The organism is Synechococcus sp. A15-60, assembly GCF_014280095.1.
GTDB lineage: Bacteria > Cyanobacteriota > Cyanobacteriia > PCC-6307 > Cyanobiaceae > Synechococcus_C.
The window spans coordinates 615,937-638,152 of the sequence record NZ_CP047933.1 but is presented as its reverse complement, the minus strand read 5'-3'; the positions used below and the strand labels follow the sequence as shown (position 1 = coordinate 638,152).

General features: G+C 54.5%; 28 protein-coding genes. 17 read left to right on the top strand and 11 right to left on the bottom strand.

All coding sequences use genetic code 11. The features are described from left to right. Window positions 1-9 precede the first annotated feature (9 nt). From SynA1560_RS03285 to fldA, 3 genes are all read left to right on the top strand, one after another. Complete coding sequence (locus SynA1560_RS03285) at window positions 10-492, top strand: TerB family tellurite resistance protein (protein WP_186501162.1); 483 nt, start codon at window positions 10-12, stop codon at window positions 490-492. A gap of 382 nt (window positions 493-874) precedes the next feature. After that, a complete protein-coding gene (locus SynA1560_RS03280; RefSeq protein ID WP_186470245.1) occupies window positions 875-1,060 on the top strand; it encodes a hypothetical protein in 186 nt (61 codons plus the stop codon). Between the two features lie 152 nt (window positions 1,061-1,212). After that, window positions 1,213-1,722, top strand: a complete 510-nt coding sequence (gene fldA, locus SynA1560_RS03275; RefSeq protein WP_186470244.1) for a flavodoxin FldA — start codon at window positions 1,213-1,215, stop codon at window positions 1,720-1,722. A 62-nt stretch (window positions 1,723-1,784) separates the two neighbouring features. Here fldA and SynA1560_RS03270 read toward each other — a convergent pair whose 3' ends face one another. The 5 genes from SynA1560_RS03270 to SynA1560_RS03250 form a co-directional block, all read right to left on the bottom strand. Further along, window positions 1,785-2,744 (bottom strand): NAD(P)/FAD-dependent oxidoreductase, encoded by a 960-nt coding sequence (locus SynA1560_RS03270; RefSeq protein WP_186501161.1) that lies wholly within the window; start codon window positions 2,742-2,744, stop codon window positions 1,785-1,787. Further along, a complete protein-coding gene (locus SynA1560_RS03265) occupies window positions 2,741-3,418 on the bottom strand; it encodes an alpha/beta fold hydrolase (protein ID WP_186501160.1) in 678 nt (225 codons plus the stop codon). Before SynA1560_RS03265 ends, SynA1560_RS03270 begins: the two co-directional genes overlap by 4 nt. 1,224 nt (window positions 3,419-4,642) lie before the next feature. After that, the gene (locus tag SynA1560_RS03260; protein WP_186470241.1) at window positions 4,643-4,915 is read right to left on the bottom strand and encodes a DUF3303 domain-containing protein; all 273 of its coding nucleotides are present in this window, start codon (window positions 4,913-4,915) and stop codon (window positions 4,643-4,645) included. 103 nt (window positions 4,916-5,018) lie between these two features. Beyond that, entirely contained in the window at window positions 5,019-5,372 is a 354-nt protein-coding gene (locus tag SynA1560_RS03255; protein ID WP_255477042.1) for a hypothetical protein, read from the bottom strand. A gap of 228 nt (window positions 5,373-5,600) precedes the next feature. Then, window positions 5,601-5,819: a DUF1330 domain-containing protein gene (locus tag SynA1560_RS03250; protein ID WP_186470240.1), complete on the bottom strand. Its 219-nt coding sequence runs from the start codon at window positions 5,817-5,819 to the stop codon at window positions 5,601-5,603. 147 nt (window positions 5,820-5,966) lie between these two features. Here SynA1560_RS03250 and SynA1560_RS03245 point away from each other — a divergent pair, with 147 nt between their 5' ends. Continuing rightward, on the top strand, window positions 5,967-6,146 hold the full coding sequence (locus SynA1560_RS03245; protein ID WP_186501707.1) for a hypothetical protein: 180 nt from the start codon (window positions 5,967-5,969) through the stop codon (window positions 6,144-6,146). Window positions 6,147-6,973: 827 nt separating this feature from the next. Here SynA1560_RS03245 and SynA1560_RS03240 read toward each other — a convergent pair. From SynA1560_RS03240 to SynA1560_RS13735, 3 genes are all read right to left on the bottom strand, one after another. Then, complete coding sequence (locus SynA1560_RS03240; protein WP_186501159.1) at window positions 6,974-7,315, bottom strand: hypothetical protein; 342 nt, start codon at window positions 7,313-7,315, stop codon at window positions 6,974-6,976. A gap of 641 nt (window positions 7,316-7,956) precedes the next feature. Next, entirely contained in the window at window positions 7,957-8,625 is a 669-nt protein-coding gene (locus SynA1560_RS03235; RefSeq protein ID WP_186501158.1) for a M66 family metalloprotease, read from the bottom strand. 281 nt (window positions 8,626-8,906) lie between these two features. Further along, entirely contained in the window at window positions 8,907-9,161 is a 255-nt protein-coding gene (locus SynA1560_RS13735) for a hypothetical protein (protein ID WP_255477118.1), read from the bottom strand. Window positions 9,162-9,856: 695 nt separating this feature from the next. On the opposite strand from SynA1560_RS13735, the gene SynA1560_RS03230 reads away from it, so the two are divergent. The 10 genes from SynA1560_RS03230 to SynA1560_RS03185 all read left to right on the top strand — a co-directional run bounded on the left by SynA1560_RS03230 (window position 9,857) and on the right by SynA1560_RS03185 (window position 15,580). After that, complete coding sequence (locus SynA1560_RS03230; RefSeq protein WP_186501157.1) at window positions 9,857-10,126, top strand: hypothetical protein; 270 nt, start codon at window positions 9,857-9,859, stop codon at window positions 10,124-10,126. Further along, entirely contained in the window at window positions 10,096-10,383 is a 288-nt protein-coding gene (locus SynA1560_RS03225) for a Nif11-like leader peptide family RiPP precursor (RefSeq protein ID WP_186501156.1), read from the top strand. The genes SynA1560_RS03230 and SynA1560_RS03225 overlap by 31 nt, the downstream gene beginning before the upstream one ends. Before the next feature lie 159 nt (window positions 10,384-10,542). Further along, window positions 10,543-10,662: a Nif11-like leader peptide family natural product precursor gene (locus tag SynA1560_RS13915; protein WP_186470984.1), complete on the top strand. Its 120-nt coding sequence runs from the start codon at window positions 10,543-10,545 to the stop codon at window positions 10,660-10,662. Between the two features lie 226 nt (window positions 10,663-10,888). Continuing rightward, entirely contained in the window at window positions 10,889-11,221 is a 333-nt protein-coding gene (locus tag SynA1560_RS03215) for a DUF805 domain-containing protein (protein ID WP_186501155.1), read from the top strand. A 745-nt stretch (window positions 11,222-11,966) separates the two neighbouring features. Beyond that, window positions 11,967-12,239: a DUF1456 family protein gene (locus SynA1560_RS03210; RefSeq protein WP_186501154.1), complete on the top strand. Its 273-nt coding sequence runs from the start codon at window positions 11,967-11,969 to the stop codon at window positions 12,237-12,239. A gap of 124 nt (window positions 12,240-12,363) precedes the next feature. Continuing rightward, window positions 12,364-12,612: a Nif11-like leader peptide family natural product precursor gene (locus SynA1560_RS03205; protein WP_186501153.1), complete on the top strand. Its 249-nt coding sequence runs from the start codon at window positions 12,364-12,366 to the stop codon at window positions 12,610-12,612. A 179-nt stretch (window positions 12,613-12,791) separates the two neighbouring features. After that, a complete protein-coding gene (locus tag SynA1560_RS03200) occupies window positions 12,792-13,037 on the top strand; it encodes a Nif11-like leader peptide family natural product precursor (protein WP_186501152.1) in 246 nt (81 codons plus the stop codon). A gap of 556 nt (window positions 13,038-13,593) precedes the next feature. After that, complete coding sequence (locus SynA1560_RS13910) at window positions 13,594-13,704, top strand: DUF4278 domain-containing protein (RefSeq protein WP_222930023.1); 111 nt, start codon at window positions 13,594-13,596, stop codon at window positions 13,702-13,704. Then, window positions 13,682-14,068, top strand: coding sequence for a hypothetical protein (locus SynA1560_RS03195; RefSeq protein ID WP_186501151.1), 387 nt, complete (start codon window positions 13,682-13,684; stop codon window positions 14,066-14,068). Before SynA1560_RS13910 ends, SynA1560_RS03195 begins: the two co-directional genes overlap by 23 nt. 336 nt (window positions 14,069-14,404) lie before the next feature. After that, on the top strand, window positions 14,405-15,580 hold the full coding sequence (locus tag SynA1560_RS03185) for a class I SAM-dependent RNA methyltransferase (RefSeq protein ID WP_186501150.1): 1,176 nt from the start codon (window positions 14,405-14,407) through the stop codon (window positions 15,578-15,580). A gap of 6 nt (window positions 15,581-15,586) precedes the next feature. On the opposite strand, the gene SynA1560_RS03180 is transcribed toward SynA1560_RS03185, so the two are convergent. Together SynA1560_RS03180 and SynA1560_RS03175 are read right to left on the bottom strand one after the other, a co-directional pair. Continuing rightward, the gene (locus SynA1560_RS03180) at window positions 15,587-15,988 is read right to left on the bottom strand and encodes a phage holin family protein (protein ID WP_186470228.1); all 402 of its coding nucleotides are present in this window, start codon (window positions 15,986-15,988) and stop codon (window positions 15,587-15,589) included. Beyond that, window positions 15,985-16,425, bottom strand: coding sequence for a hypothetical protein (locus SynA1560_RS03175; protein WP_186470983.1), 441 nt, complete (start codon window positions 16,423-16,425; stop codon window positions 15,985-15,987). The genes SynA1560_RS03180 and SynA1560_RS03175 overlap by 4 nt, the downstream gene beginning before the upstream one ends. Window positions 16,426-16,479: 54 nt before the next feature. Between SynA1560_RS03175 and SynA1560_RS03170 the strand changes: the two genes are divergently transcribed. The 3 genes from SynA1560_RS03170 to SynA1560_RS03160 all read left to right on the top strand — a co-directional run bounded on the left by SynA1560_RS03170 (window position 16,480) and on the right by SynA1560_RS03160 (window position 21,758). Continuing rightward, window positions 16,480-16,890, top strand: a complete 411-nt coding sequence (locus tag SynA1560_RS03170; protein WP_186470227.1) for a hypothetical protein — start codon at window positions 16,480-16,482, stop codon at window positions 16,888-16,890. 104 nt (window positions 16,891-16,994) lie between these two features. Beyond that, entirely contained in the window at window positions 16,995-20,543 is a 3,549-nt protein-coding gene (gene smc / locus SynA1560_RS03165) for a chromosome segregation protein SMC (RefSeq protein WP_370523178.1), read from the top strand. 60 nt (window positions 20,544-20,603) lie between these two features. Beyond that, window positions 20,604-21,758 carry a PRC-barrel domain-containing protein gene (locus SynA1560_RS03160; protein ID WP_186501148.1) on the top strand — a complete coding sequence of 385 codons (1,155 nt, stop codon included), beginning with the start codon at window positions 20,604-20,606 and terminating at the stop codon, window positions 21,756-21,758. A 28-nt stretch (window positions 21,759-21,786) separates the two neighbouring features. Here SynA1560_RS03160 and msrB read toward each other — a convergent pair whose 3' ends face one another. Beyond that, complete coding sequence (gene msrB, locus SynA1560_RS03155) at window positions 21,787-22,212, bottom strand: peptide-methionine (R)-S-oxide reductase MsrB (protein WP_186501147.1); 426 nt, start codon at window positions 22,210-22,212, stop codon at window positions 21,787-21,789. Between the last annotated feature and the right edge of the window lie 4 nt (window positions 22,213-22,216).

The following is a 22,216-nucleotide window of genomic DNA, read 5'->3' as shown; positions in this document are numbered from 1 at the left end:
CAGCTCTCCATGACGCGTGCTTCCAACCATTCGACCCTGCTGCTGATTGCCCAGGTGATCGCTCTCAGCGATGGCTCGATCTCGCAGGAGGAAGAGCACCTCATCATGGAACTGCCAAAACGACTGGGGATCGAGGCGGAAGCGGGGAGCGACCGCCAAGCGCTGCCGAGCCTGTCGTCACTGGCCCAACAACTCTCCACAGCTGGAGACCGATGCCTGGCCGCTCGGATTGCCGGCCTGGTGGCAGGTGTGTCCAGAAACCCCGGCGACCAACAAGACATCAATGCTCTGGAGCGCACCGCGTACCGAGAATTGATCGCAGCACTTGGCTTAGAAACCAGCGAGCTGGAAGAAATTGAATGGAGCGTTCGCCAAGAGCTCAGCCAAGAGAAAAGCCTGCTTCAGCGCATCGGAGACGCCCTATTTGGCCAAGGAGCATGGCCTGATCCACAAACCATGAAACCCGGCCCAGATATTCCTGGATTGGGCTAACACTGAAACAAATCAAACTCTCCTGACATCAGAATCCCAGACAAATCACCTATTAGAGAGCAAAAAGCAGAACACGAACCATGGATCCTGATGCCAGAGTTTTGATCATTAGCCAACTGTTAGTGATCATCGTTCCAACTACAACCCTGATAGGAGTATGGATTTGGCTACTGAGATCAAGCCCCAAAAGACGACAACATCCGCACACATCAAATCAAATCAAAAATTCAAAAAGCCAAATCAACAAAGGCTAAGCGACACTGAAGCAGCACAAAAGCAGACGCACAAGAGCACGACAAAGCGAACCAAATTTTCCGCACAAAGGACACTTACGACACCAGCAGAAGCCTAAGAGCACACAGACTCCTGTCTGGATGACGGCATGCTGGAGCAAAGTCTTCCTAAACCGATGCCACTAGCCGGAAGAGAAATACTCGAATCCTTCATTGATCACATCGAAGCGGATGGAATCAAGAGAAAGCACTGGCTTTCACGCGTTCGAGAGGTGGGCTTTGATCAGGCACTATCGGAGTACAGCGCTATCAAACGCAATCACGAAAAAAGATGAAAGCTCACGGCAACCAGCGAAAGGAGTATCTCAACGCGAGCAAGATTGTATCAACCTTACAAACCCTTGTAATACCTACAACACAGGATGAAGTCATAAGCCATCCAGGCACTGAAGAGGCTCAATAAGAATAAGAGAGATTCACATCACACATGGCATTTACAATCTTCTTCGCTACCTCCACAGGAAAAACCGAGGATGTAGCTGACCGCTTAAAAGAATTAATTCCAGGCACGGAGGCCAAAGACGTAGACAACATCAGCTCAATCGATGAGCTGGTCAACGCAGAACAACTAATCTGCTGCATTCCCACATGGAACACGGGATCCGATGAAGCACGCTCTGGAACAGCATGGGATGACCTGATTCAAGAGATTCCAGACAAAGACTTTGCAGGAAAAGCTGTTGCCATCGTTGGCCTAGGAGATTCCTCAGGCTATGGCGATTACTTTTGTGATGCCATGGAAGAGCTCTACACAGCTTTCTTGCAATCAGGGGCAAAATTAATAGGGAAAGTCCCTACAGAAGGCTACACTTTTGACGAATCGAAAAGCGTGATCGATGGCAAGTTTTGCGGGCTGGCTATCGATGAGGACAACGAGTCGGAACTCACAGATCAGCGCCTAAGTGCATGGATCCAGCAGATCAACTCCGAAGCCTAAAAACAGACTTCCTCACGCCAGTGTGCCCGCCTAACAGCGGGCATGTTGGCATCAGGAAAAGTTCATCGATGGACCCAATCGACACGAATATCGCGACGGTGATTCAAAAACTTATCAATCGACATGGCGGCAATACAGCCATCCGAACAAGCAACAACAGCCTGCTTAAAAGGCGTATTACGGATATCACCGACAGCCCACACACCCTCCACAGCCGTCATCATGTCAGCATTGACGTCCACACCCCCATCGCTTCGAAGCGGAATCTGGCCCTGCAAAAAGTCAGTAATAGGAAGACTGCCTGTGGAGTAAATAAATACTCCATTGGCCTCAAGATTTGTGGAGCAATCCTCTCCTAATTTCTGAAGCATGACACCCGTGACACCTAAGTCATTACCCTCGACTGACAACAAACGCGTACGGTTTAATCGCTTGACATTCGGGGCAGACTCAAGATGCTGAACTCCCAAAGCTGAAGAGCTTGGCTTTGCGTTTGTCACCCAATACACGGTTGAGGCGAATTTCGATAACACCATCGCTTCGTCAATTGCCTCTTGATTCGCTCCATAAACAACAACATTCTGATTTCGATAGAAAGCCCCGTCACAAGTGGCACAATAACTGACACCACGCCCCAGAAATTCATCTTCACCGGGAAGCACTGACGATCGACCCATTGCGCCTGTAGCCAAAACCAAGGCTTTACATTGAAAGACACCAACAGGTGTGTAGACCAACTTCAAAGGACCAGATACATCAATTCCATAAACCTGTACTTGCTGGTACTCAGCGCCATAAGCAACAGCCTGGTCACGCATCACCTTGAGAAGATCCGAACCTGTAGTGTCAGCTGATATTCCTGGATAATTTGCAATTTTATGCGTAATCGCCAAAGCCCCTACAGCAGGGTTTTTATCCAAAACAATCGTTTTCAATGCCGATCGCGCGGCATAAAGAGCACAAGCACAGCCAGCGGGACCTCCACCAATAATCAAAACGTCCGCTTCAATGATATCGGTCATGATCGGCCTCCCAGCAATGGCGAATGATTAGTCGACTGCATATCGAAGTTGCGCCACTGATCAGGCACAAGAGTAATGAATTTAGTGATGGAATCAGCTGCGGTCATAAATTTGTCTGCAGGGAAAAAGTGTCTCCCTTGCTCCACCTCTACATAGCGATCGCCTGGCTTTAACAATCGATCCCAACGCGCATGAGAACCAGAATCAACCACAATGTCATTAGCAGCATTCAGAACAAGCATCGGCATCGAAGGTACTTGCAAGCAGCCCGACAATCGCTGGTGATCCAGCAATGAGCCATCAACAAAGTCTTGATCAAGACACTTCTCAAGAAGCCGCGGAAATAATGCTTTAGCGCGCAAGTGCTGACTAGAGATCAATAAGGATGACAAATGAGCTAAGACATTCGACCTTGAGCAAGGCAATTGTCGTCTCATCTGAAAGTAGTGAGAAGACCAATGATTGGCAATCTTTGTATCGACCGCTAGTAGCGTGAGGGATTGCACTAACTCTGGGTAACGATGCGCGAAAAGGCATGAGACTGTGCCACTGATGCCGTGACCAATCAGATGAGAGGGCTGATCTTCATCCAATAATGTTTCTCTAAGAAGATTATGAAGAGTATCAATGGAACAAGTTTCATCAGGGTCATGGCAAAAAGACCAACGACGCACAGTGAAAGAGTGGCTTAACCGCTGAGCAAGTCTTGAATTCAGACAATACAAAGAGGGCTGTAGATCAACCCAAAAAAGAGTAGGAGGAGCCACGAGGCATCTAGTTTTGAATAGTTTCAAAGAGAAGCTGGAACACTGAGCTCTAAAAAGCACCAATCCAAGTATCAAGCACAACATTCAGGTGAAAATAAGACTCAAGAGGCGATCCTATGAATACGAATTGCACGCCTTTTAATCAGCAGATTGAGATGACGAATAAGCTTCACCTCCCCTACATCGGCAACACGTTCTAATTGAGTCAACTTTTGAAATTGACTCTTGCTGATTACGCCAGAACAAGTTGCATTTAGATAAAGCTCAACGACTTGCGACTTCACTTTCCCACAATCTACAGCTTCCATAACCCTGAGCTAAACCTCTACGAAAGTAATAGAGATTCCAACGCAAACCGTGTATCAAATGATCAATCCATGCAGAACAATCAATCGCAAAGGACATTCACCTGAAAAGTGCTTCCACAAGAACAACTGATCCATTAAAAAGTTTCATTCGGCACACAGAACACTGCCATAACATTCACTGTGGAAAAACCAACTACCGAAAATGATCAAAGTTTCGGCAATTCCATGAACACAACATCATGCAGCATCTCGAGGAGGCTTGGTCCAAGCATGGGTTGGAGATCCAAACGGGTGCGCATTGCCATGGCATTAAGGAAGCAAGGATGGACCTATCAATTAATCTCTGAGCACCTATTCGCTTCTCCGAAAAGCATCATGAGAGACATCAAATGCTACATCATCAATCCAAGACGACTAGCTAGAGAGAATCCCACAACCTGGGAAATCATAAATCAAGCAACGAAAAGCCCTAACCAACGAACACCTGCATATTTTAAAAGTCGATAACAGGCGAAATGAATCTATAAACTCATTAAAAACAAACATGACTCTATCAAAATCGTAAACGCAACAAATATCGGTCAAGCGTCCAGCCCTTCGACCTAGTTTAAATCCTTCTAGAACATATAATCTTGATTCAATCTAGAAAAAATCCACACAATCCTCTGCATGAAGACTGTGTGGGATCAGTGATCAGCATGTGCCATCCCCGCTTGCACGTCGACAAAAACGAATTTTCCGCAACAAGCGAAGAGCTACGCATCGAATACCCATATTGACCACCAGAACCAAAGCGCAAGGCGGTCCTGGTGGGATGACGGAATCAGCCGTAAACCTTGGCAATCAAAGGCGCCGCCTCTTCATCCGTGCAGACAGGCGTCACGGTCCAATGCATGATTTCTGCCCACTCAGCAGCATGCTCATAGCAGACCTTGGGATCATCTGTTTCCACGAGGATCCAACCCTCGCAGGAACCAGGACCATGCAAGCGCTTGAAAGACTTGCATTGCGGGAAAGGAGCGCCTGTCGCCAGGAACTTTTTCGCGGCAATTTCGTGGTAACCGGTCTTGAACGACCAGTGCATCAAAAACATCACTCAAACAATTGACTCCTCACAATCGTCGCATGAAAACTCCCAGAGTCCGTATCAGCAGGAACACGTCGATCGGTTCAACAGAGCGCAGCAATCAAGGAGTTCATCAGCGACGGCGACCCAAAACCTTCCGCGTCACCACACCATTCTCCTTCTGATAGAGGACAAGGCGATCCTCTTCCAACGTGACATAATTGACAAAACCATCAGCACGATATTGGCGATTGAATGGCACAACCCAAGAGGTCCCCATTGCCATCACATAAATCAATTCCTTCTGATCAGAACTGATGCAATATCTCACTTTCTCATCGGTGTAAACGCCAACATCACTAATGAATTCAGCTTCGAAGTAATCGCACGCCTGGGCACGCTCAAATTCGTCCTTAATGTTACCAGTGGCCTTTATGCTTGATGCATGTAGTGCATTCGGATGGACAACCAGAACGGCGGCAAGCAAGGGGATCAATCGAATCAGCCGCATACGCCTCAAACACTTGATGCACTCAGTCCGTCATAGCAAATTTTGGTCGGATTGTCCTGAAATGAGCCAACAGATGAGAGACCAGGTGCCATTCACCTTGATGAGCTTGAATTTAGCCAAAGCATCGAAATCAAAGAACCCAACAGCAGGGAGACAGAGACACAACCAACAGAGTTATGCCCATTTCAGTGAGATGAATGCGTTCTAATGCGTAGCATGATCGGCCTCTTCGATGATGGACAAGGAAACATCGCCATGGGGCTGTCGAAGCTTGAGAATCTCCTGATCGTCGGAAGCTTCATTGGCCGCCTTCGCTTCAGCAAGAGATCCAAATTCGACGATCACCGTGAGATGGCCAGGTTGTCTCTCCCCTAAATCGGTATCGAGATCTCGACAAAGAAAACGAGTTCCGCCCTTAGCCATGTCAAGCAATAAGTCATGCAGAGGCTCACATGGCCGAAAAGCTTCAGCGATGCGCCAAGGACAGAAATCGACGAGGTTCGCTTGAGGCAACGCTGTCGCACGTGGCCTCCAGGAATGAACGCGGGGGCTTTCAAGCCAAGGCCTAAGATGCTTTACTTGCTCTTAACCAAAGCCTTCAAGCGATTGAACCCTGACAAGCAACATCACAAGCTCAAGAAGCTACAGCTGAAGGCCCAAGACTGCCTGTCTCGAGAGGAAGCACAGAAGATCATCAGAAAAGCAAACAAAGCCCACCGCAAACTTGCTGAAGGGGACGCGAACGGCTGATCCAGTTCAACGACGGATGAATTGAGTGACTGAAGGGGCGCGAGGGGAATCCGAGTCTGCTCTTACCACAAGGTCGCGCCATGACTCTGACTCACACGAATCAGCGAGGAAATCGTCAAAGTCGAGTGCAAACTCGCGACAGACGCAGACTATCCGTTTAGAGAAATCGTCCAATCCGACTTTCTCCAAACCACGGGCGCACGTAGAGATCTGGAGCTGACATTGAAATTTTGAATTTCTAGCAGCCGATCAAGGAACGACCTATCGGCAGGTCAACTTCAACCCTTTTTCATACCATCGCATCGATCGCGATAGCCTTTTGATGTTGCAAAACAGCATTTCAACTAAAAATTTGGCTCATTGATTGCAAAAGACTGCTGGCAAACAGAGATCAATGAAGTCAAAAGAATATGCCGAGCATGACTACACAACGCGCGTCAAAGTTCAAAAATCAAAACTCCGGACGCCGCAACAGGTGTTCTTCATCCCCCTCCTGAGGAACTGCAACACCCTCAAGCCTCCCTTATCTGGGTGAGTGACGTTCATCCCGCTTTAACTTCACCCAAATGGCCTTCTCAAGAGCAGTCAGCTTTGGAGCTTGCTCATCGAGCATTGCACTGGCCCGAGCCTTGGCATCAACGATGTACCTGGTCGTGCGATCCAGTTCGTCAAAACCCATGTCCACCCATCAGACAACACTCCAGTCGTAGCCAAACGAACCAAACCACAATGTGTCATCGATCACCATGATGACGAACTTCGGCCTGAATGATCAGTGCTCTGGCGGGAGCATGGCTCATCACCATTGCACTGATTCGCGATTGTTTTCAGAACTTCCTTGGATACGGAGGGTTCCCTGCCATTTCAACGTTGATCTCCTTGCAAATATTCATCCATGCACCCAATCCAAAGTTCACGCCATTGGGGCCATCGATGAACTCTTGAAACTCCTCTGCTGTGATTCCCTCGCGGACTTCCCAGATGCAGAAAGCAGGCCCCTCAGGTCCAATAGGGCAGAAGGCGTGGTTGTAGAAACCCGCTTCGAGATTTTGAGCGACTGCCTCATCCCAACCACCACCTGGGGCCATCGCAGCTTGCGCTGTCTCCCACCACTGCTGCGCTTTACCGGCACGGAACTCGTGGTGAACGTGGAAAAACTTCGAGGCCATGAAGCGATCGTGATTCTGCACATCTTGAATTGAAAGCCCAGTCTGTGCTGTTGCTTGCAGTACTCCGCAGCAACTGGCTGGTGTGGCGGCACGGCATCGCTGCAGTCAGCTGATTGATCGAAGTCCTACGGCAGTGGATTGGCTGGAGGATCTCTTCAAGCGGAAGTGCCCCGGTACCCATGGTCGATCTTGTCCGATGATTTGGGGCAGTAACAGGTGGTCTTGATGCCGGTCGAAGTTGGCGTGGTTCTGATTGGTGCTGGATTTGCCATGGGTGTGTCCCTCGCAGTCGCGGTTTGGTTTGAACGTTGGAAGGCCAAGCAGCCAGATGATGAAGGCGAATAAGCAATCAATCAGCCCCAGCGCTTCAACAAAAGCTCCAAGACCTGGCACCATTCGCAGCCTTGAAGAGTGTTAAGTGCACAGGGACTAAGACCGTTGCAAGCTTCTTTGCTGCATCTTCTTCCACGCATCAATGGCGTTAAGACGTTTTGTCTGACGAATCACGGGCTACCCCTGACCAGAGACTGAGTGCGTATCAGCTTGCACCCAGTGCGCTTGCTTTGCTTTGGTCCTGCATTCCTGAAACCCAATGACTATTTAAGAGAGTTATTGATCCATCGATCATGGGAGTCCCTTCTTCATTCCGAGCCCCAGATTCTCTGCAAGACAGCAATGTCATAATCAGTAAAAAACCGAGGCGGACGACCTGGTCCTGGCTTGTAAGCCATCACCGTTATCCCTGCATGCGCAGAAGCCTTTGAAAAGGGCTGGTTGTCAAAGAGACAATCACCATCGACGTCTGAGAAGGGATGTTCAAGGCCAAGGGCATGGCCAAATTCGTGCAGGAATAACCAGACGGGATCTTCTTGCCCAGTAGCGATTCCCCGACATCCATTCAAGATCATGATGTATTGAGTCCCTCCAGCATTCTGCGCAAGCGCTCCCTCTTTTTCGTCGTTCTTATCGCAGTATCCAACGATGACCAGGTCAGCATCTTGGGCCCGCCGAACCTCCCGAAAATCAAGGCTGATCAACCGATCAGTGGCCCTGATCAGCTCAATGCCCAAGGTTTTTTCTTCGTCATAAAAAGGATCAGACTCGATCATTTGCCATGGTGAGCCTGGGATAATTTCCCCTTTGGCATTGCCATACACCACTTGATAGCGGCGTCGCCGCATTTCAAAGAAATAGCTGATTGATGTGCGTCCTCCAAGGAACTCCTGGTCGGCAGCATTCCATGGGGCAATCAAAGCCCGAGCTGTGAGTTGATTGTCGCAATGCTCAGCAAAAGCTGGCAGTGGCGCCATGACAACAGCAGACGCCAGTAATCCAATGGGGAGACGGCGCAGCATGGATCGAGAGTTAGTCCGCGCATAATGCCGAGCTGCGCTTGCATCGTCAGCACCGGGAAGGGAGCATCGTTCCCGGCCTCTTGATCTCTGCAGGGTTTCCCTGACTTCGATGGCGTTGTGCCTCAGCATTCCCCTGACAACAGGGAGACAACCGGCAGCAGATCAAAAGAGTGCTGGAATTCTGATAGTGAAGGGTGGCAACGAAGCCACTTTTTTGCCGATCGCTCCGGAGGTGGTTAGAGGATTCCGAGGGGACCTGTTTTCTTCTTGCAATACCCAGCGCCGATGTTCATCCACCCCTCTAAGCATGCCCCGCCATTCGTGGGCGCAACCTCGTAGTAGATGGGAGAGACGCAGGTTGTTCCCAGAGTGTTGACGTAACCCAGCGGGCACTGGTCATGCCCCGGAGCTTTGGGAATTTCCTTTTGGGCGAAGGCCGGTGCAGCGATGGCTGACGAGACAAGGACGAGTGAAGTGACGACAGCTCTCATCGGAAGTAGGGACTCATTCAAGACTGGTTCTAGGAGCAGGGAAGTGGGATTTCAACAACGTTGCCGTAACTGATTGGGTCATTGGACCGGTAAACAGTCGATGGCGAGGAGGGAATGGCGCTAAATCACCTGGACGTGGAGTAGGCCGTCACCCGATTGGATTCCCAAAGACCCCTAAAAAGACCCATGGGCACTCAGAAAGAGCCGCCTTGCAACGCCGTGATGTGTGGTGTTGTCTGCAAAACCACTCCACTCAGCGCTTGAGAGACTCAGCGGGTTGCTGCGAATCCGTTTTGGCGGAGATACATCAATCCTCGGTGCTTCTGTGAGGGGATGGCATCGGCGCCCATGAAAGCTGCTTCCAGATGCAGTAAAACCGCCTCTTTCTTAGCGGCAGTCTTCCTCACTGGTGCAAATGCTGAACCGTTCCAATACAACGCGGTCATCACAGCTCCTGCAGAGCCCAAGCCCCCGTTCCATGGCTTGGATCGAGCTGCGCCCCACAGAAGTGGAGTGAACGTTTAGTAGCGGTCGCTACATGTCCGTGATAGATCTCTTGGCGGTCGCTGCGCAACCCCGAACAGGGATTCCACACAAAGACCGATGGCAACGCTGGAAGAGTTCAAGGCCATGCGAGATGCGGTGACGATGAATGTGCAAGGGGAGCTGTTCAGGCTGATGACCTCAACAACCTGATGCTTCGGTTCGACGCATGGTGGAGAGCTGCTGAGAAAGGGATGACGATGACCGCCGAAGAGGTGCGTGGCTTACTCAGGGAGATGCACGGCGATGACGAGTTCGATGACATCGAGCTGGATGCCGTTGCCTTGGCATGCGACCCATGCGCAGATGGCTCTTTGGTGGCTCATCCCTGTCCGTTTGAGTCGTTGAAGCCGATCGTGGCTAGGAGTCGCCTGAAGTTCCACTCACTTCAATGTCCGAAGAACAAGTCAAAGCCTTTCTAGAAATTGTCAAAGGCGACACCGGTCTTCAGGAAAAGCTCAAAGCAGCAGCCTCCCCTGAAGCTGCGATTGCAATCGCCAAAGAAGCAGGATTTGCAATTACCGCAGAAGATATTCAATCAATGGAATCGGGAGAAGTATCAGACGAGGAGCTGGAAGCTGCAGCTGGAGGAGTGCAATCTCCCAGCTTCGATATCGACATTAGATGCAGAGCGTGCTTGTTTCAGACCGAGGGAAACCCACCCGCACGCGTGCTGTAAGGTCCGAGAAACGCCTAGAGAAGAAAGCTTGAGTATTTCGTGAAGTCTTCTAGTAGTCGACGCCCTCATTGAAGATCAATCAGCGAAATGGTGCTGACCGTTGCTACAGCTTGATTATAGTATCACTTACTCCAATGCAAAAAGAGCAACCAAAGCGTTCTGGAAGCCATTCAGTCAGACCCAGCGCTTCAACAAAAGCTAAAAGGTGTCACCGACCCTGATGCCATTGGAGGCATTGCCAAGGAAGCAGGCTTCACAATTTCTGTTGAAGAGCGATAAACATCTCAAGCGGGGCTTTCGGTAGATGAGCAGTGATGGCGCGGCCGGCGGACTCCAATGCTTGTGCTGGGGCAGCTAGCTGACAGCTGGGATACGACGAATGTGAATGGTGGGCTACAAGCTGCGACTAGCACGACTCTCTCTTTTGTGTGCTGTAGTGAACCTCGTGCTGCCAGTCGCTCTGTTGAGCTCTAAAACAAGGCACGGAGACCTTGCATTGAGTCACATGGGACCTGCAGAAGCATTCACTACTGCTTGGAGAAAGGCCTTCACCTACGGCGGTAAAGCAACAAGAGCCGAATATTGGTGGTTCTTCCTCACCCAGTTCATCGTCATACTCGTGTTGCAATCGCTAGGAAATGCATCAGAGTTTGGAGCTGTTCTATTCCTTTTCTATGGAGTCGCGAGCATCTTCCCCAATCTTTCGCTCGTGGTTCGTCGGCTTCGCGACATTGGCAAACAATGGCAGTGGATCTTTATTAGCCTGGTTCCGTTTATAGGCGGCATCTGGTTCATTATTTTGATGTGCCAACCCAGCGTACTTGATGAAACTAACTAAGACTTTGACGATGCACTCACAAGACTGATTTTTTGTAGAAACCTTAAATGTGGGCATTACGGCGAGTTTGATCCGTACCACCAATCTTGAGCGTTCGCCAGCCAACCCACTCCACCAGGCTAGGCCGAATGATGATCAACGAGCGGGCGATCCTTGTTAGCCATACCTCAGATTCTTCTGACGGTCATCAACACTTACAGCAGTTCAACCAAACCGTTGACACTGGAAATATTGATGACCGTCATGCTCTTGATTGAACTGATACTTGTATGACGTGCGAAAAAGTTTTGGGTACGGGTCATTGCTTGAGCTGGGCTTTTACAAGCTTTTGCTGGATGTGGTTGACGAGCTGAAGCGTCACTTCACGGTGCCATGACTTAACGAGGAGGAAGCAGATCGGATGGTGGGCTGGAACTGGGGAGTGAGTCTTTGAAACCGAGTCATTGCAGTGCTTTTAAAACCCTGTGAGCAACATCACAGGTTGCTTTAAGGCAGATCATCGAGTCGTTTGGTGATTCCCGAGATGGTGTGTGCATCGAAGGGGGAGACCCCAAACCACACACTTCTCAGCTCATGGCTTGCGCACTGGTTATCGCCTTCACCGTCATTGGCATGCTCGCCACTCACTCCGAGCAAACATCTCTAAACCGCATCGAGGAAGGACTTCGGGTCCAAGTGCGCTGAAGCGGGTCACTGAACCGTTGCTGCGCCACGGCTACAACGGAGTCACGCTGCAATTCCCCTGATGGCAACGCTGGAAGAGTTCAAGGCAATGCGTGATGCGGTGCCGATGAGTGTGCAGGGTGAGCTGTTCAAGCTGATGACTTCAGACCCTGATGCCTCGATCCAGCGCATGGTGGAGATTGCAGCAGAGAAAGGAATGACGGTGACTTCAGAAGAGGTGCGTGAGTTCCTGCGTCAGATGGATGACGATGACGAGTTCGATGATTTCGAACTGGATGCGGTTGCCCTTGCTGCCATTGCTGGTGGTGCCAAGTTTAAGGAACCTCATTGCTGAGCCATGGGGTCGTTGCCCTGGCATGCGACCCATGCGCAAGTGGCTGTTTGGTGGCTTATCGATGACCGTTTGAGTCGTTGAAGCCGATCGTGACTATCAAAAAGCTGTAGCTCCACGCCCTCCCATGTCAGAAGAGCAACTCAAAGCGTTCCTGGAGAAGGTCAAGACAGACACCAGCCTTCAGGAAAAGCTCAAGGCAGTAGGCTCTAATGAAGCTGCTCTTGAAATCGCTAAAGACGCAGGCTTTGCAATTACCTCAGAAGATATTCAATCAATGCAATTGGCAACGGTAGAAGTGTCAGACGATGAGCTGGAAGGTGCGGCTGGCGGTAGAATAAGTTTGACTTGGTGGGATGCGCGCCCTTGTTGTTGAGCCTATGCCCTCAATGCCCCAGCATTGACAGAGGTTTATCATTGCTAATTAGTCTGACTAACTCCATCAATCAGCCGTCAATACCTGGCACCATCGCCCGCACTTAGCGGGCTTTTTTATTGGATACAGACACCGCTGCCTACCGTTGCTATGACCAGGCTGTTGCTGCACGCAATCCAATGTCAGAAGAGCATCTCAAAGCGTTCCTAGAGAAGGTCATGGCTGACACCAGCCTTCAGGACAAGCTCAAGGCAGCAGCCTCCCCTGAAGCTGCTGTTGAAATCGCCAAAGACGCAGGCTTTTCAATTACTGCAGAAGATGTTCAATCAATGCAATCGGTAGAATTATCAGTCGAGGAGCTGGAAGCTACAGCTGGCGGAGCCTGTGAGGGAGTTTGGACGTTCGAGTGCAGCCACAATTGTTGAGCCTACACCCCCTAAGCCCCTGCATTGACAGAGGTTTATCATTGCTAATTAGTCTGACTAACTCCATCAATCAGCCTTCAATACCTGGCATAGATAAGGGCAGTTGAGTCAAAGTAGATAAAACGCATTCGCTAAAATTAGGGTGTCAATTAGGGACATTGCAGCCCGTAAATCATGACACCAAATCAGATTCAACTATTGAATCGTGCTTGCAAGATGGCAGGCGTTGATTCAAGCAAGATCAGTCCATCAAATCCGTTTGAGAAGTCAGGAATGACAGCGGGTTTGTTGCAGGCGGCGATTGCTGAGCTTGACCCAGCACGGGCGGCACGGTGGATCTCAGACCACCGGCGGCGGATCAAAAAGGCCCTGGAATCCTGAAACTCGAGCATCCCTGCGGGGGCGCTTTTTTGTAATTCCGACTGGCGGTGAGCACCGACGCCAGCCCAGTTGGAGCTTCCACTTAGCTTCAGATTTGATGCGGCGAATCAATGCTTTTATCCCGGTTTCTGGACAAAGAGCCTTGATCGCTGAACGTTCTGAGCGCATCCACCTGATGCAGTACAGAAGGGGGGAGTACATCCTCAATCGTCTGAAGGCACAGACGGCGATCCAAAAAGTTGTGAGCCTGACCTACCGAGGTGTTGCCTACGAGAAGCAGCTTTAAACCGGGTGCATTTGTGGTCAATGCACTGGTGGTGAGCACCGCCGCCAAACTGAAGCGTTGCCAACAAACGCCCATGCCGGGAACCGCCACGACCAACGTCGAGATGACGTGTCTTCAGGGTCTGGCGGATTTGGAAAGGCTGGAGGGCCCATGGCTTGATGGCCTGGCCACCGGTGACCCCGAGGTGGCGGCGACCACGGTGCGTCTGTTGCTGGCCCACCTGACCTGGAACAGCAAGCGTCTGCTGGTGGCGATGGTGCTCGATCGCCTGGACGCTGAATCGTTGTCAACGTGGGCTGAATGCCCCGATCGTTGTCAACGCCTTGTCAACGGGCTGGATTCTGTCAACGGACTGAATCTCTGAAATCCCTTGCCCTGGAATGGTGGTGGGGGCCTTCCAGCCCCCGTGGATCAATTGGGTGATAAGGCTGACCTCACCCCATCTCCCTTAATGGGTCAGGCAGCAACAGGGGCTGCTTGACGGGAGAAACGAACGATGTTGTTCGCAGTTACGGGTTTGCTCTCACCGAGCAGGCTTCAGTCACCCTCCTCATGCCCCGTCGAAACCATTGCAGCCCCGAGAAAGAAGAAATGGAGCTGAGCGGAATCGAACCGCTGTCCGAAACACTGGTGTGGATCACCTAGTCCGGAAAACCGGACCCTGTCATTCTGACAGCAGTGCAGACCGGGAGCACTGCCGTTGGGTCGTGAAAACCGGATCTCCGCAGTCGCCGTGCTTCCCCAGGGGTTGGAAGACGCTGGCTGCGAAGAGCTTCAGGCCCTTGGGGCTCATGAGGTGCGACCACTTCGGCGTGCAGCCGCCTTCCAGGCCGACATGGCCTGCCTCTATCGGTTGCACCTCCAGGCCCGATTGCCGTTCAGGTTGCTGCGCCAGATGGCCCGCTTTCCCTGTCTGGGGAGAGACGATCTCTATGACGGCATCCGACGGGCCATGAACTGGGAGCGCTGGCTCCATCCCTCCATGACCTTCCGGGTGGATGTCACCGGCAAAGCGCCAGGACTGAACCACAGCCACTACTCAGCTCTGCAGGTGAAAAACGCCCTGGTGGACCAGCAGCGCGACCTCTGGGGTGAACGTTCCTCCGTTGATCTGCAGAATCCCGATCTCTCCTTGCAGGTGCACCTCGGACGAGGCGATGCCGTGCTCAGCCTCGACGGCAGCGGCGGCAGCTTGCACCGCCGTGGCTACAGGGCCGCCATGGGTGTGGCTCCACTCAAGGAAAACCTGGCAGCAGGCCTGATCAGACTCACCGAGTGGAATGGTTCAACACCCTTGGTGGATCCCTGTTGCGGTTCGGGCATCCTGCTGATCGAAGCAGCGCTCAGTGCGCTCCAACAGGCCCCAGGGCTCGGACGTCAATTCGCGCTAGAGGGGTGGGCCGATTTTGATCAAGAGCTTTGGCGACGGGAATGCGATCGAGCTCGCACTCGCCAGCGCGAGCCACAAACCCTTCCTCCCATCGTGGGGTTTGAACAAGACCCTGAAATCGCAGAGCAAGCGCGCGACAACGTCAGAGCCGCAGGCCTGGAGGCATGCATCAACATCCACACAGGCGACTTTATGGATCAAACACTTCCTGATTTACCAGGCGTTCTGGTCTGCAATCCGCCCTACGGCCATCGCATTGGCGATGAACAGCAACTCGAAGCTCTTTATCGCGACCTTGGCACTTACGCGAAACAGAACGCTGCAGGTTGGCAGCTCTGGCTGCTGAGCGGAAACCGCTCGCTCACAGGAGCCCTGAGGCTCAAAGCCTCAAAACGCATCCCTGTCAGCAATGGAGGTCTTGACTGCCGATGGCTTCACTACGGATTGCGCGCCCCATCGAGCGTGCAAGAAGCCTCCATGCGCTGAGCAGGGTCAAACCTTGCCGAGAAGCGCACGAATCGTCTTGGTGACACCATCCAACGTCTGCGGCAAGAAGGGTCCCTTCAGCACCTGTCCGCCGATGCGCAAACTGACGCCAGCTACGGCCAGATTCAACACAGCCAGCGTGAGCAAAGATCGCAGCAACGACCAGCCCCCGACCTCCAGCATCCACACCAGCAAGGCCGCTTCAGCTGTCACCAGGGCGAGCAGCATGAGTGTTCCACCCATTGCCAAGAAGACGCCACCACTGATCAGGCGGCGTTTTTCGCGGTCCACCTCCTGCAGAGCGATGCGCACATGGAGATCCATGACGGATCCCGCCAGCGCGGTGACTCTGGCAGCAGCTCCAAGGCCACGGGGCCGAGAGTCCTGCTGACGCGGCAGTTCACTCATGAGGACCTCCCACCGCCGCGGATGATGGCACCCACCAAGACACCCACACCGGCCGCGACCGCCAACGCCAGCAAGGGGCGCTCACGCACAGGTTTCTCGATCTTGGGCCGCAACGTTTGGTTGAGCTCATCCAGAAGTCGCTCCAGTTGCTCCTCCAAAGGATCCAGGCTGTCGGCCAGATGCTTTGTGCGATCCCCAGCCTGATGCAGCAGTTCCTCGAGCTGGATGCTGACCACATGACCGGCGCGATCGCTGTGCTTCGAAAGCAGCTGCACCACCTCATCAAAGCTTCCGCGCGTGGCCTCGAGTGCCTGTTGCGTCACCTCAGGCCAACGTTGCTGGATCTCAGGCACCAGCGACTCGAAACGATCTCGGAATCGATGCGCCAGATCGGGCGACTGCTCAGGCACGTCGGCAGGGGATGGTGCTGAATCCATGACGGTGCTGACATCCTCACGCAGGGTAAGGGTGGTGACAGCCGGAGGAAACCCATGGGTGCGCATCCGCTGCGCTACGTGCTGCTGGAGCATTTCGGTGCTCCGGACGATCCGCGCGGCTGCCATCTTGATCTGCTGCTGGAAGACGGTGACAGCTGCCGCAGCTGGCGACTGGATGCCATTCCTGGCCTCGATGGCCCGGCAGTCAGAGCCACCGCCTTGCCACCGCATCGGTTGGTGTGGCTCGATCGGCAGGCCGCCGCAGTCTCTGGCGGCAGAGGTTGGGCTCGCCGTGTGGTGGGCGGCGCGATGGCCGCTCCCCTACCTCCCGACCCCTTAGCGCCGATTCACGTGCTCCTCTCGGGTCTGGAAATGATCGGTCTGCCCGAGCAGGTGGTGCTGGATTTGGAGGGGAATCAATGCCGTCTGCGAAGCAGCAAAACGCTTTCTAAAGACAGCACTTGAGGTTTTCCGAAGCTCCGCTAATTTCGATGAGCTAACAGCCGTGGCCCCTGTTGGTACATATCAATCAGGTTGGGCTAACGCAGTTCAAGTCCTTCGGTGGGGCCATGACGATCCCTCTTGAGGAGGGATTCACGGTAGTGACCGGACCCAACGGCTCCGGAAAGAGCAACATCCTGGATGGGGTGCTGTTCTGTTTGGGCCTGGCCAACAGCCGTGGCATGCGCGCAGATCGCTTGCCCGATCTCGTCAACAGTGGCGTTCTCAAGGCCGGCAAATCAGCGGAAACCACCGTGAGTGTGCGTTTCGACCTGTCGGACTGGCAGCCCGATGCAGCCGAAGAGGGCCTGGAGGCCCCGGATGAAGGTCCCTGGATCCATGCGGATCAGAGGGAATGGACGGTCACGCGCAAATTACGGGTGATGCCGGGCGGTTCTTACAGCAGCAGCTACAGCGCCGACGGCATCCCCTGCAACCTTCAACAACTGCAAACCCAGTTGCGGCGTCTACGCATCGATCCGGAAGGCAGCAACGTGGTGATGCAGGGGGACGTCACCCGCATCGTGTCGATGAGCAACCGCGATCGCCGCGGGCTGATTGATGAACTGGCCGGAGTAGCCCTGTTCGACACCCGCATCGAGCAAACACGACGCAAGTTGGATGAGGTTCAGGAACGACAGGAACGCTGTCGGATCGTGGAGCAGGAGCTGCTGACAGCCCGCCAGAGACTGGAGAAAGATTGCGCCAAGGCACGCGCTTACCAGGAGCTCAAGGAACAGGTGCAACTTGGACGGCGCCAGGAGCTTGTGCTGGCCTTTGAAGCCGCCCAGGCCGAACGTCAACGCTTGCAGCAACGCCAGCAGCAACTGGGCGAACAAGACGAGCGTGATGCGCGCACGATCGAGCAACGGGATCTCACGCTGCAGGAATCAGCGAAGCGTCTTCAGACGCTGCAGAACAGTGTTAAGGCACTGGGAGAAGACCAGCTTCTAAGCGTGCAGGCGGAACTGGCTGGCTTGGATCCGCAGAGCCGCGAACTGGAGCGCCAGGCGGCACAGCATCAACAAGAGGGCGAACGCCTCCAGGGGCTGCGGCATCAGCTTCAGGCCCGCCGCGGCCAGCTCCAAGCCGAGAGCGACACACTGAACCTCCAGACCGATACCGATGGCCTTGAGAAGGTGGAGCAACTCTGCAGAGAGGCGGAAGCGGCGGTTGAACTGTCTCGGCGTCGGCTCGGAGAAGTGGCTGGCCGATCCGGGAGCTGGCTGGAGGAACAGAAGCAACGCTCTGGGCGGCGACAGGAACTGCTGAGATCCATTCAGCCGCTGCAAGAGGAACGTCAACAGCTAAAGGAACGCCGACGCCAAGACGAGGAACGCCAGCGTGAGCTGGAACAGGATTGTGACCAAGACGGCGCTGAGGATCAACGCGTTCAGGGACTTCTCGAACAGCTCGAGCAGGAGTGGCAGACCTTGCTCGAATCGATCAAAAACGGCAAGGAACAGCTTCAGCAGTTGCTGGAGTCAGTCGCGATTCAGCAGCGCACCCGCTCTCGGCTGGAACAGGAGCAAGCGCGGCTTGAACGGGACATCGCCCGTCTCGACAGCCGTCGGGAAGCGCTGCAGGAAAGCCGAGGCACCGGCGCACTCCGGCTGCTGCTGGAATCCGGTCTGGAGGGCATTCATGGTCCGGTCGCCCAGCTTGGAGAGGTTGAAGACCGCCACCGGCTGGCGCTCGAAGTGGCCGCCGGTGCACGCATGGGCCAGGTGGTGGTGGATGACGACCGCATCGCCGCACGCGCCATCGATCTGCTCAAAAGTCGACGGGCCGGACGCTTGACCTTTCTGCCGCTGAACAAGATCCGCGCACCCGGTGGTGGTGGTGCCGCCATGGCACGGGGACGACGCCCGGAAGCCACCGGTGCTGGAGGCCTGGTGGGTCGCGCTGTGGATCTCATTCGCTATGAGCCGATCTACGCAGACGTCTTCGCTTATGTGTTTGGAGACACCCAGGTGTTCTCTGACCTCAGCAGCGCGCGTCAGTTCCTCGGACGCTCGCGCGCGGTGACCTTAGAAGGTGAATTGCTCGAGAAAAGCGGCGCCATGACCGGTGGCAGCTTCTCCCAACGCAGCGGCGGCTTGAGCTTCGGCATCAGCAGTGATGGTGACGAGGCCGCCCCCTTGCGCCAGCGACTGCTGGAACTGGGTGAAACCCTCGCCGCCTGCAGGCGGGAAGAACAACGGCTGGTGGAAGCGGTGGATCAGCAGCGTCCCGCGCTGCGTCAGCTGGAGCAACGCCAGGCGGCGCTGGAGGCCGAACGTCAGGCCGCCAAGCGCGCCCATGGCCCATTGCTGGAACGCGTGCAACAGCGTCAACGCAAGCTGAATGAGCTACAGCAAGCCCAGCAGTCCCACGAACAAAGGCTGCAGCAACTAACGGCCAGCCTGACCCCAATGCAAACCGAGCTGGAGCAGCTCAACCAGCAGGAGTCCGCAGTGGAAGCCAACGGTGATGCCGAGCGCTGGCAGGCACTGCAGCAGGAACTGGAACAGGCTGATGCGGGACTGGAAACGGCCCGCCGTCAACGGGATGCCCTACTTCAGCAGGAACGTGACCGCCAACTCTCCCAGCAGAGATTGGCGGATCAGCAGCAGAGCACCGAACGGGAGGAACAGTCGCTGCAGCAAGCGGTGCAGACCCTCGCCGACGCCCATGGCCGCTGGAGAGAACAGCAACAGGCTCTGAAAATCCGTCGCGAGTCACTCGAAGCCCAGCAGCAGCAACTGCAGACGCGTTTCGGAGAAGAGCGCCGGGCCCGGGATGAGGCCGAAGCGGTAGTGGCCCAACAGCGCCAAGCATTGCAGCAGGCTCGCTGGGAGCTGGAGCGACTGCGAGAAGAACGCGCGGCCCTGGATGAGCAGCTGCGCAGCGGTGGCATCCGCCTGGAAGAACTGCGCAACACCCTTCCCAATCCGCTTCCGGAGATCAGCGACGACCTGCGCGAAGCAGGACTAGAGCAGCTTCAGGAACAACTGCAGCAGCTGCAAGGCCGCATGGAAGCCCTGGAACCGGTCAACATGCTCGCTCTCGAAGAGCTCCAGGAGCTGGAGCAGCGGCTCGGGGATCTTGGAGAACGCCTGGATGTGCTCAGCCAGGAACGCGAGGAACTGCTGCTGCGCATTGAAACGGTGGCCACGCTGAGGCAGGAGGCGTTCATGGAGGCGTTCACCGCGGTGGACAGCCATTTCAGAGAGATCTTCGCCAGCCTGTCCGACGGCGACGGCAAACTTCAGCTCGACAACCCGGACGATCCCCTGGAGGGAGGACTAACACTGGTGGCGCATCCCAAAGGCAAAGCGGTTCGGCGGCTAGCGGCCATGTCCGGAGGGGAGAAATCGCTGACGGCGCTCAGTTTTCTCTTTGCTCTGCAACGCTTCCGCCCCTCTCCCTTTTATGCCCTTGATGAGGTCGACAGCTTCCTCGATGGGGTCAATGTGGAGCGTCTCGCCGCCTTGATCGCACGGCAAGCCGAACAGGCCCAGTTTCTGGTGGTAAGCCACCGGAGGCCGATGATCGGTGCCTCGACACGCACCATTGGCGTCACCCAGGCACGTGGCGCCCACACTCAGGTGGTGGGCCTTCCGGATGCCGCCTGATCTTCCCTCCTTGAGTCCTTGCGTCAAAATGGCCGCAATCACTCCGGCTGAGGCCTGCGGTTGAGCTTGTCGTCAACAACGAACGATCCTTTGGCCAACGTGCCCAGAGACCGCCTCTGGCTGAGGTCGGAACTGATGGGCACACAGGTGATCACCCGCGACAGCGGACGTCGCCTCGGCGTCGTGGGCGAGGTGATTGTGGACATCGACCGGCGTGAAGTGGTGGCTCTGGGGCTGCGCGACAACCCCCTCACACGCTTTTTGCCGGGCCTGCCGCGCTGGATGCCGCTCGATCGCATCCGTCAGGTCGGCGACGTCATCCTGGTCGACTCAGCAGATTCTTTGAGCGAAGGATTTTCGGCGGACCGTTACAGCCGAGTGATCAATTGCCAAGTGATCACTGAATCCGGGCAACAGCTTGGCCGGGTGCTCGGCTTCTCCTTTGATATCGAAACCGGTGATCTCACCACCCTGGTGATGGGTGCGGTGGGGGTGCCGCTCCTGGGTGAGGGCGTCCTGAGCACCTGGGAAATTCCCGTGGACGAGATCGTCAGCAGTGGCGCTGACCGGATCATTGTTTACGAAGGAGCTGAAGAGAAGCTCAAGCAGCTCAACAGTGGATTCCTGGAGAAGCTCGGGGTTGGGGGCTCCAGCTGGGACGAGCAGGAACGGGATCGTTATCGGCTCAACGTGGTGCCGGTCGAGAACCAGCTGAGCTCCGGCCAGCCAACGGAATCAGCACCCCGTCAGCTCGAGGCGTCCCAGGCCGAATCCTTCCAAGCCGAGCAACCGGAGTTGGAATACGTCGAACTCGAGCAGCCTCGGGAACAAGAGCAAAGAAGGCGGCGTTACCTCGACGAGATGCCGATGGACGACCCGGAGCCCTACCGGGATCCGGACCGCTATCGCAGCCGTGGCCTAGAACAACAGGAGCGCACCTACAGAGATCCCGAGCCCCGCTTGAATGAGCCTCGCAGGGACTGGGAACAACCTGCTGCTTACGACGAAAGACCTCGTTACGACGATCGGCCACGCCCAGCGTCCAGGCGACCCGTGGAACGCCCGGGGGCTCCGCTGGACGTCGAACCGATGGAAAGAGAGCGGCTGCCCATGGACTTTGAGCCCCGCAATCGCGCACCTCGGGATCCAGAACCGCCACAGCGAGCCTCCCAAGATCAGCAGGCTCCGAATGAACCGTTGGATGATCCCTGGTGATTGCTCACCAGATCCCATTCAGATCAAATCAATCGGCATCTGCCCCTTTGAATTGCAGAGAAGCGCTGTTGACGCAGTAGCGCTGCCCTGTGGGAGTGGGGCTGTCCTTGAACACATGGCCCAGGTGTCCATCACAACGAGCGCAGAGGATCTCGGTGCGGACCATCCCGTGGGTGCGGTCTTCTTTGGTGCGGATCGCACCCGAGCTGACACCCTCCCAGAAACTGGGCCAACCGGTGCCTGACTCGAATTTGGTGCGTGAACTGAATAAGGGGGCATCACAGCAGACGCAGTGATACATCCCATCCTCCTTGTGATTCCAGTAAGCACCAGTGAAGGCACGCTCAGTACCCCCTTGACGGGCAACTTGAAACTGTTCAGGGGTGAGCTGCGCCCTCCATTCCTCCGGAGAGCGTTCGACGCGATCGCCACCGACGGAAGTTGGACTGGTCATGGTC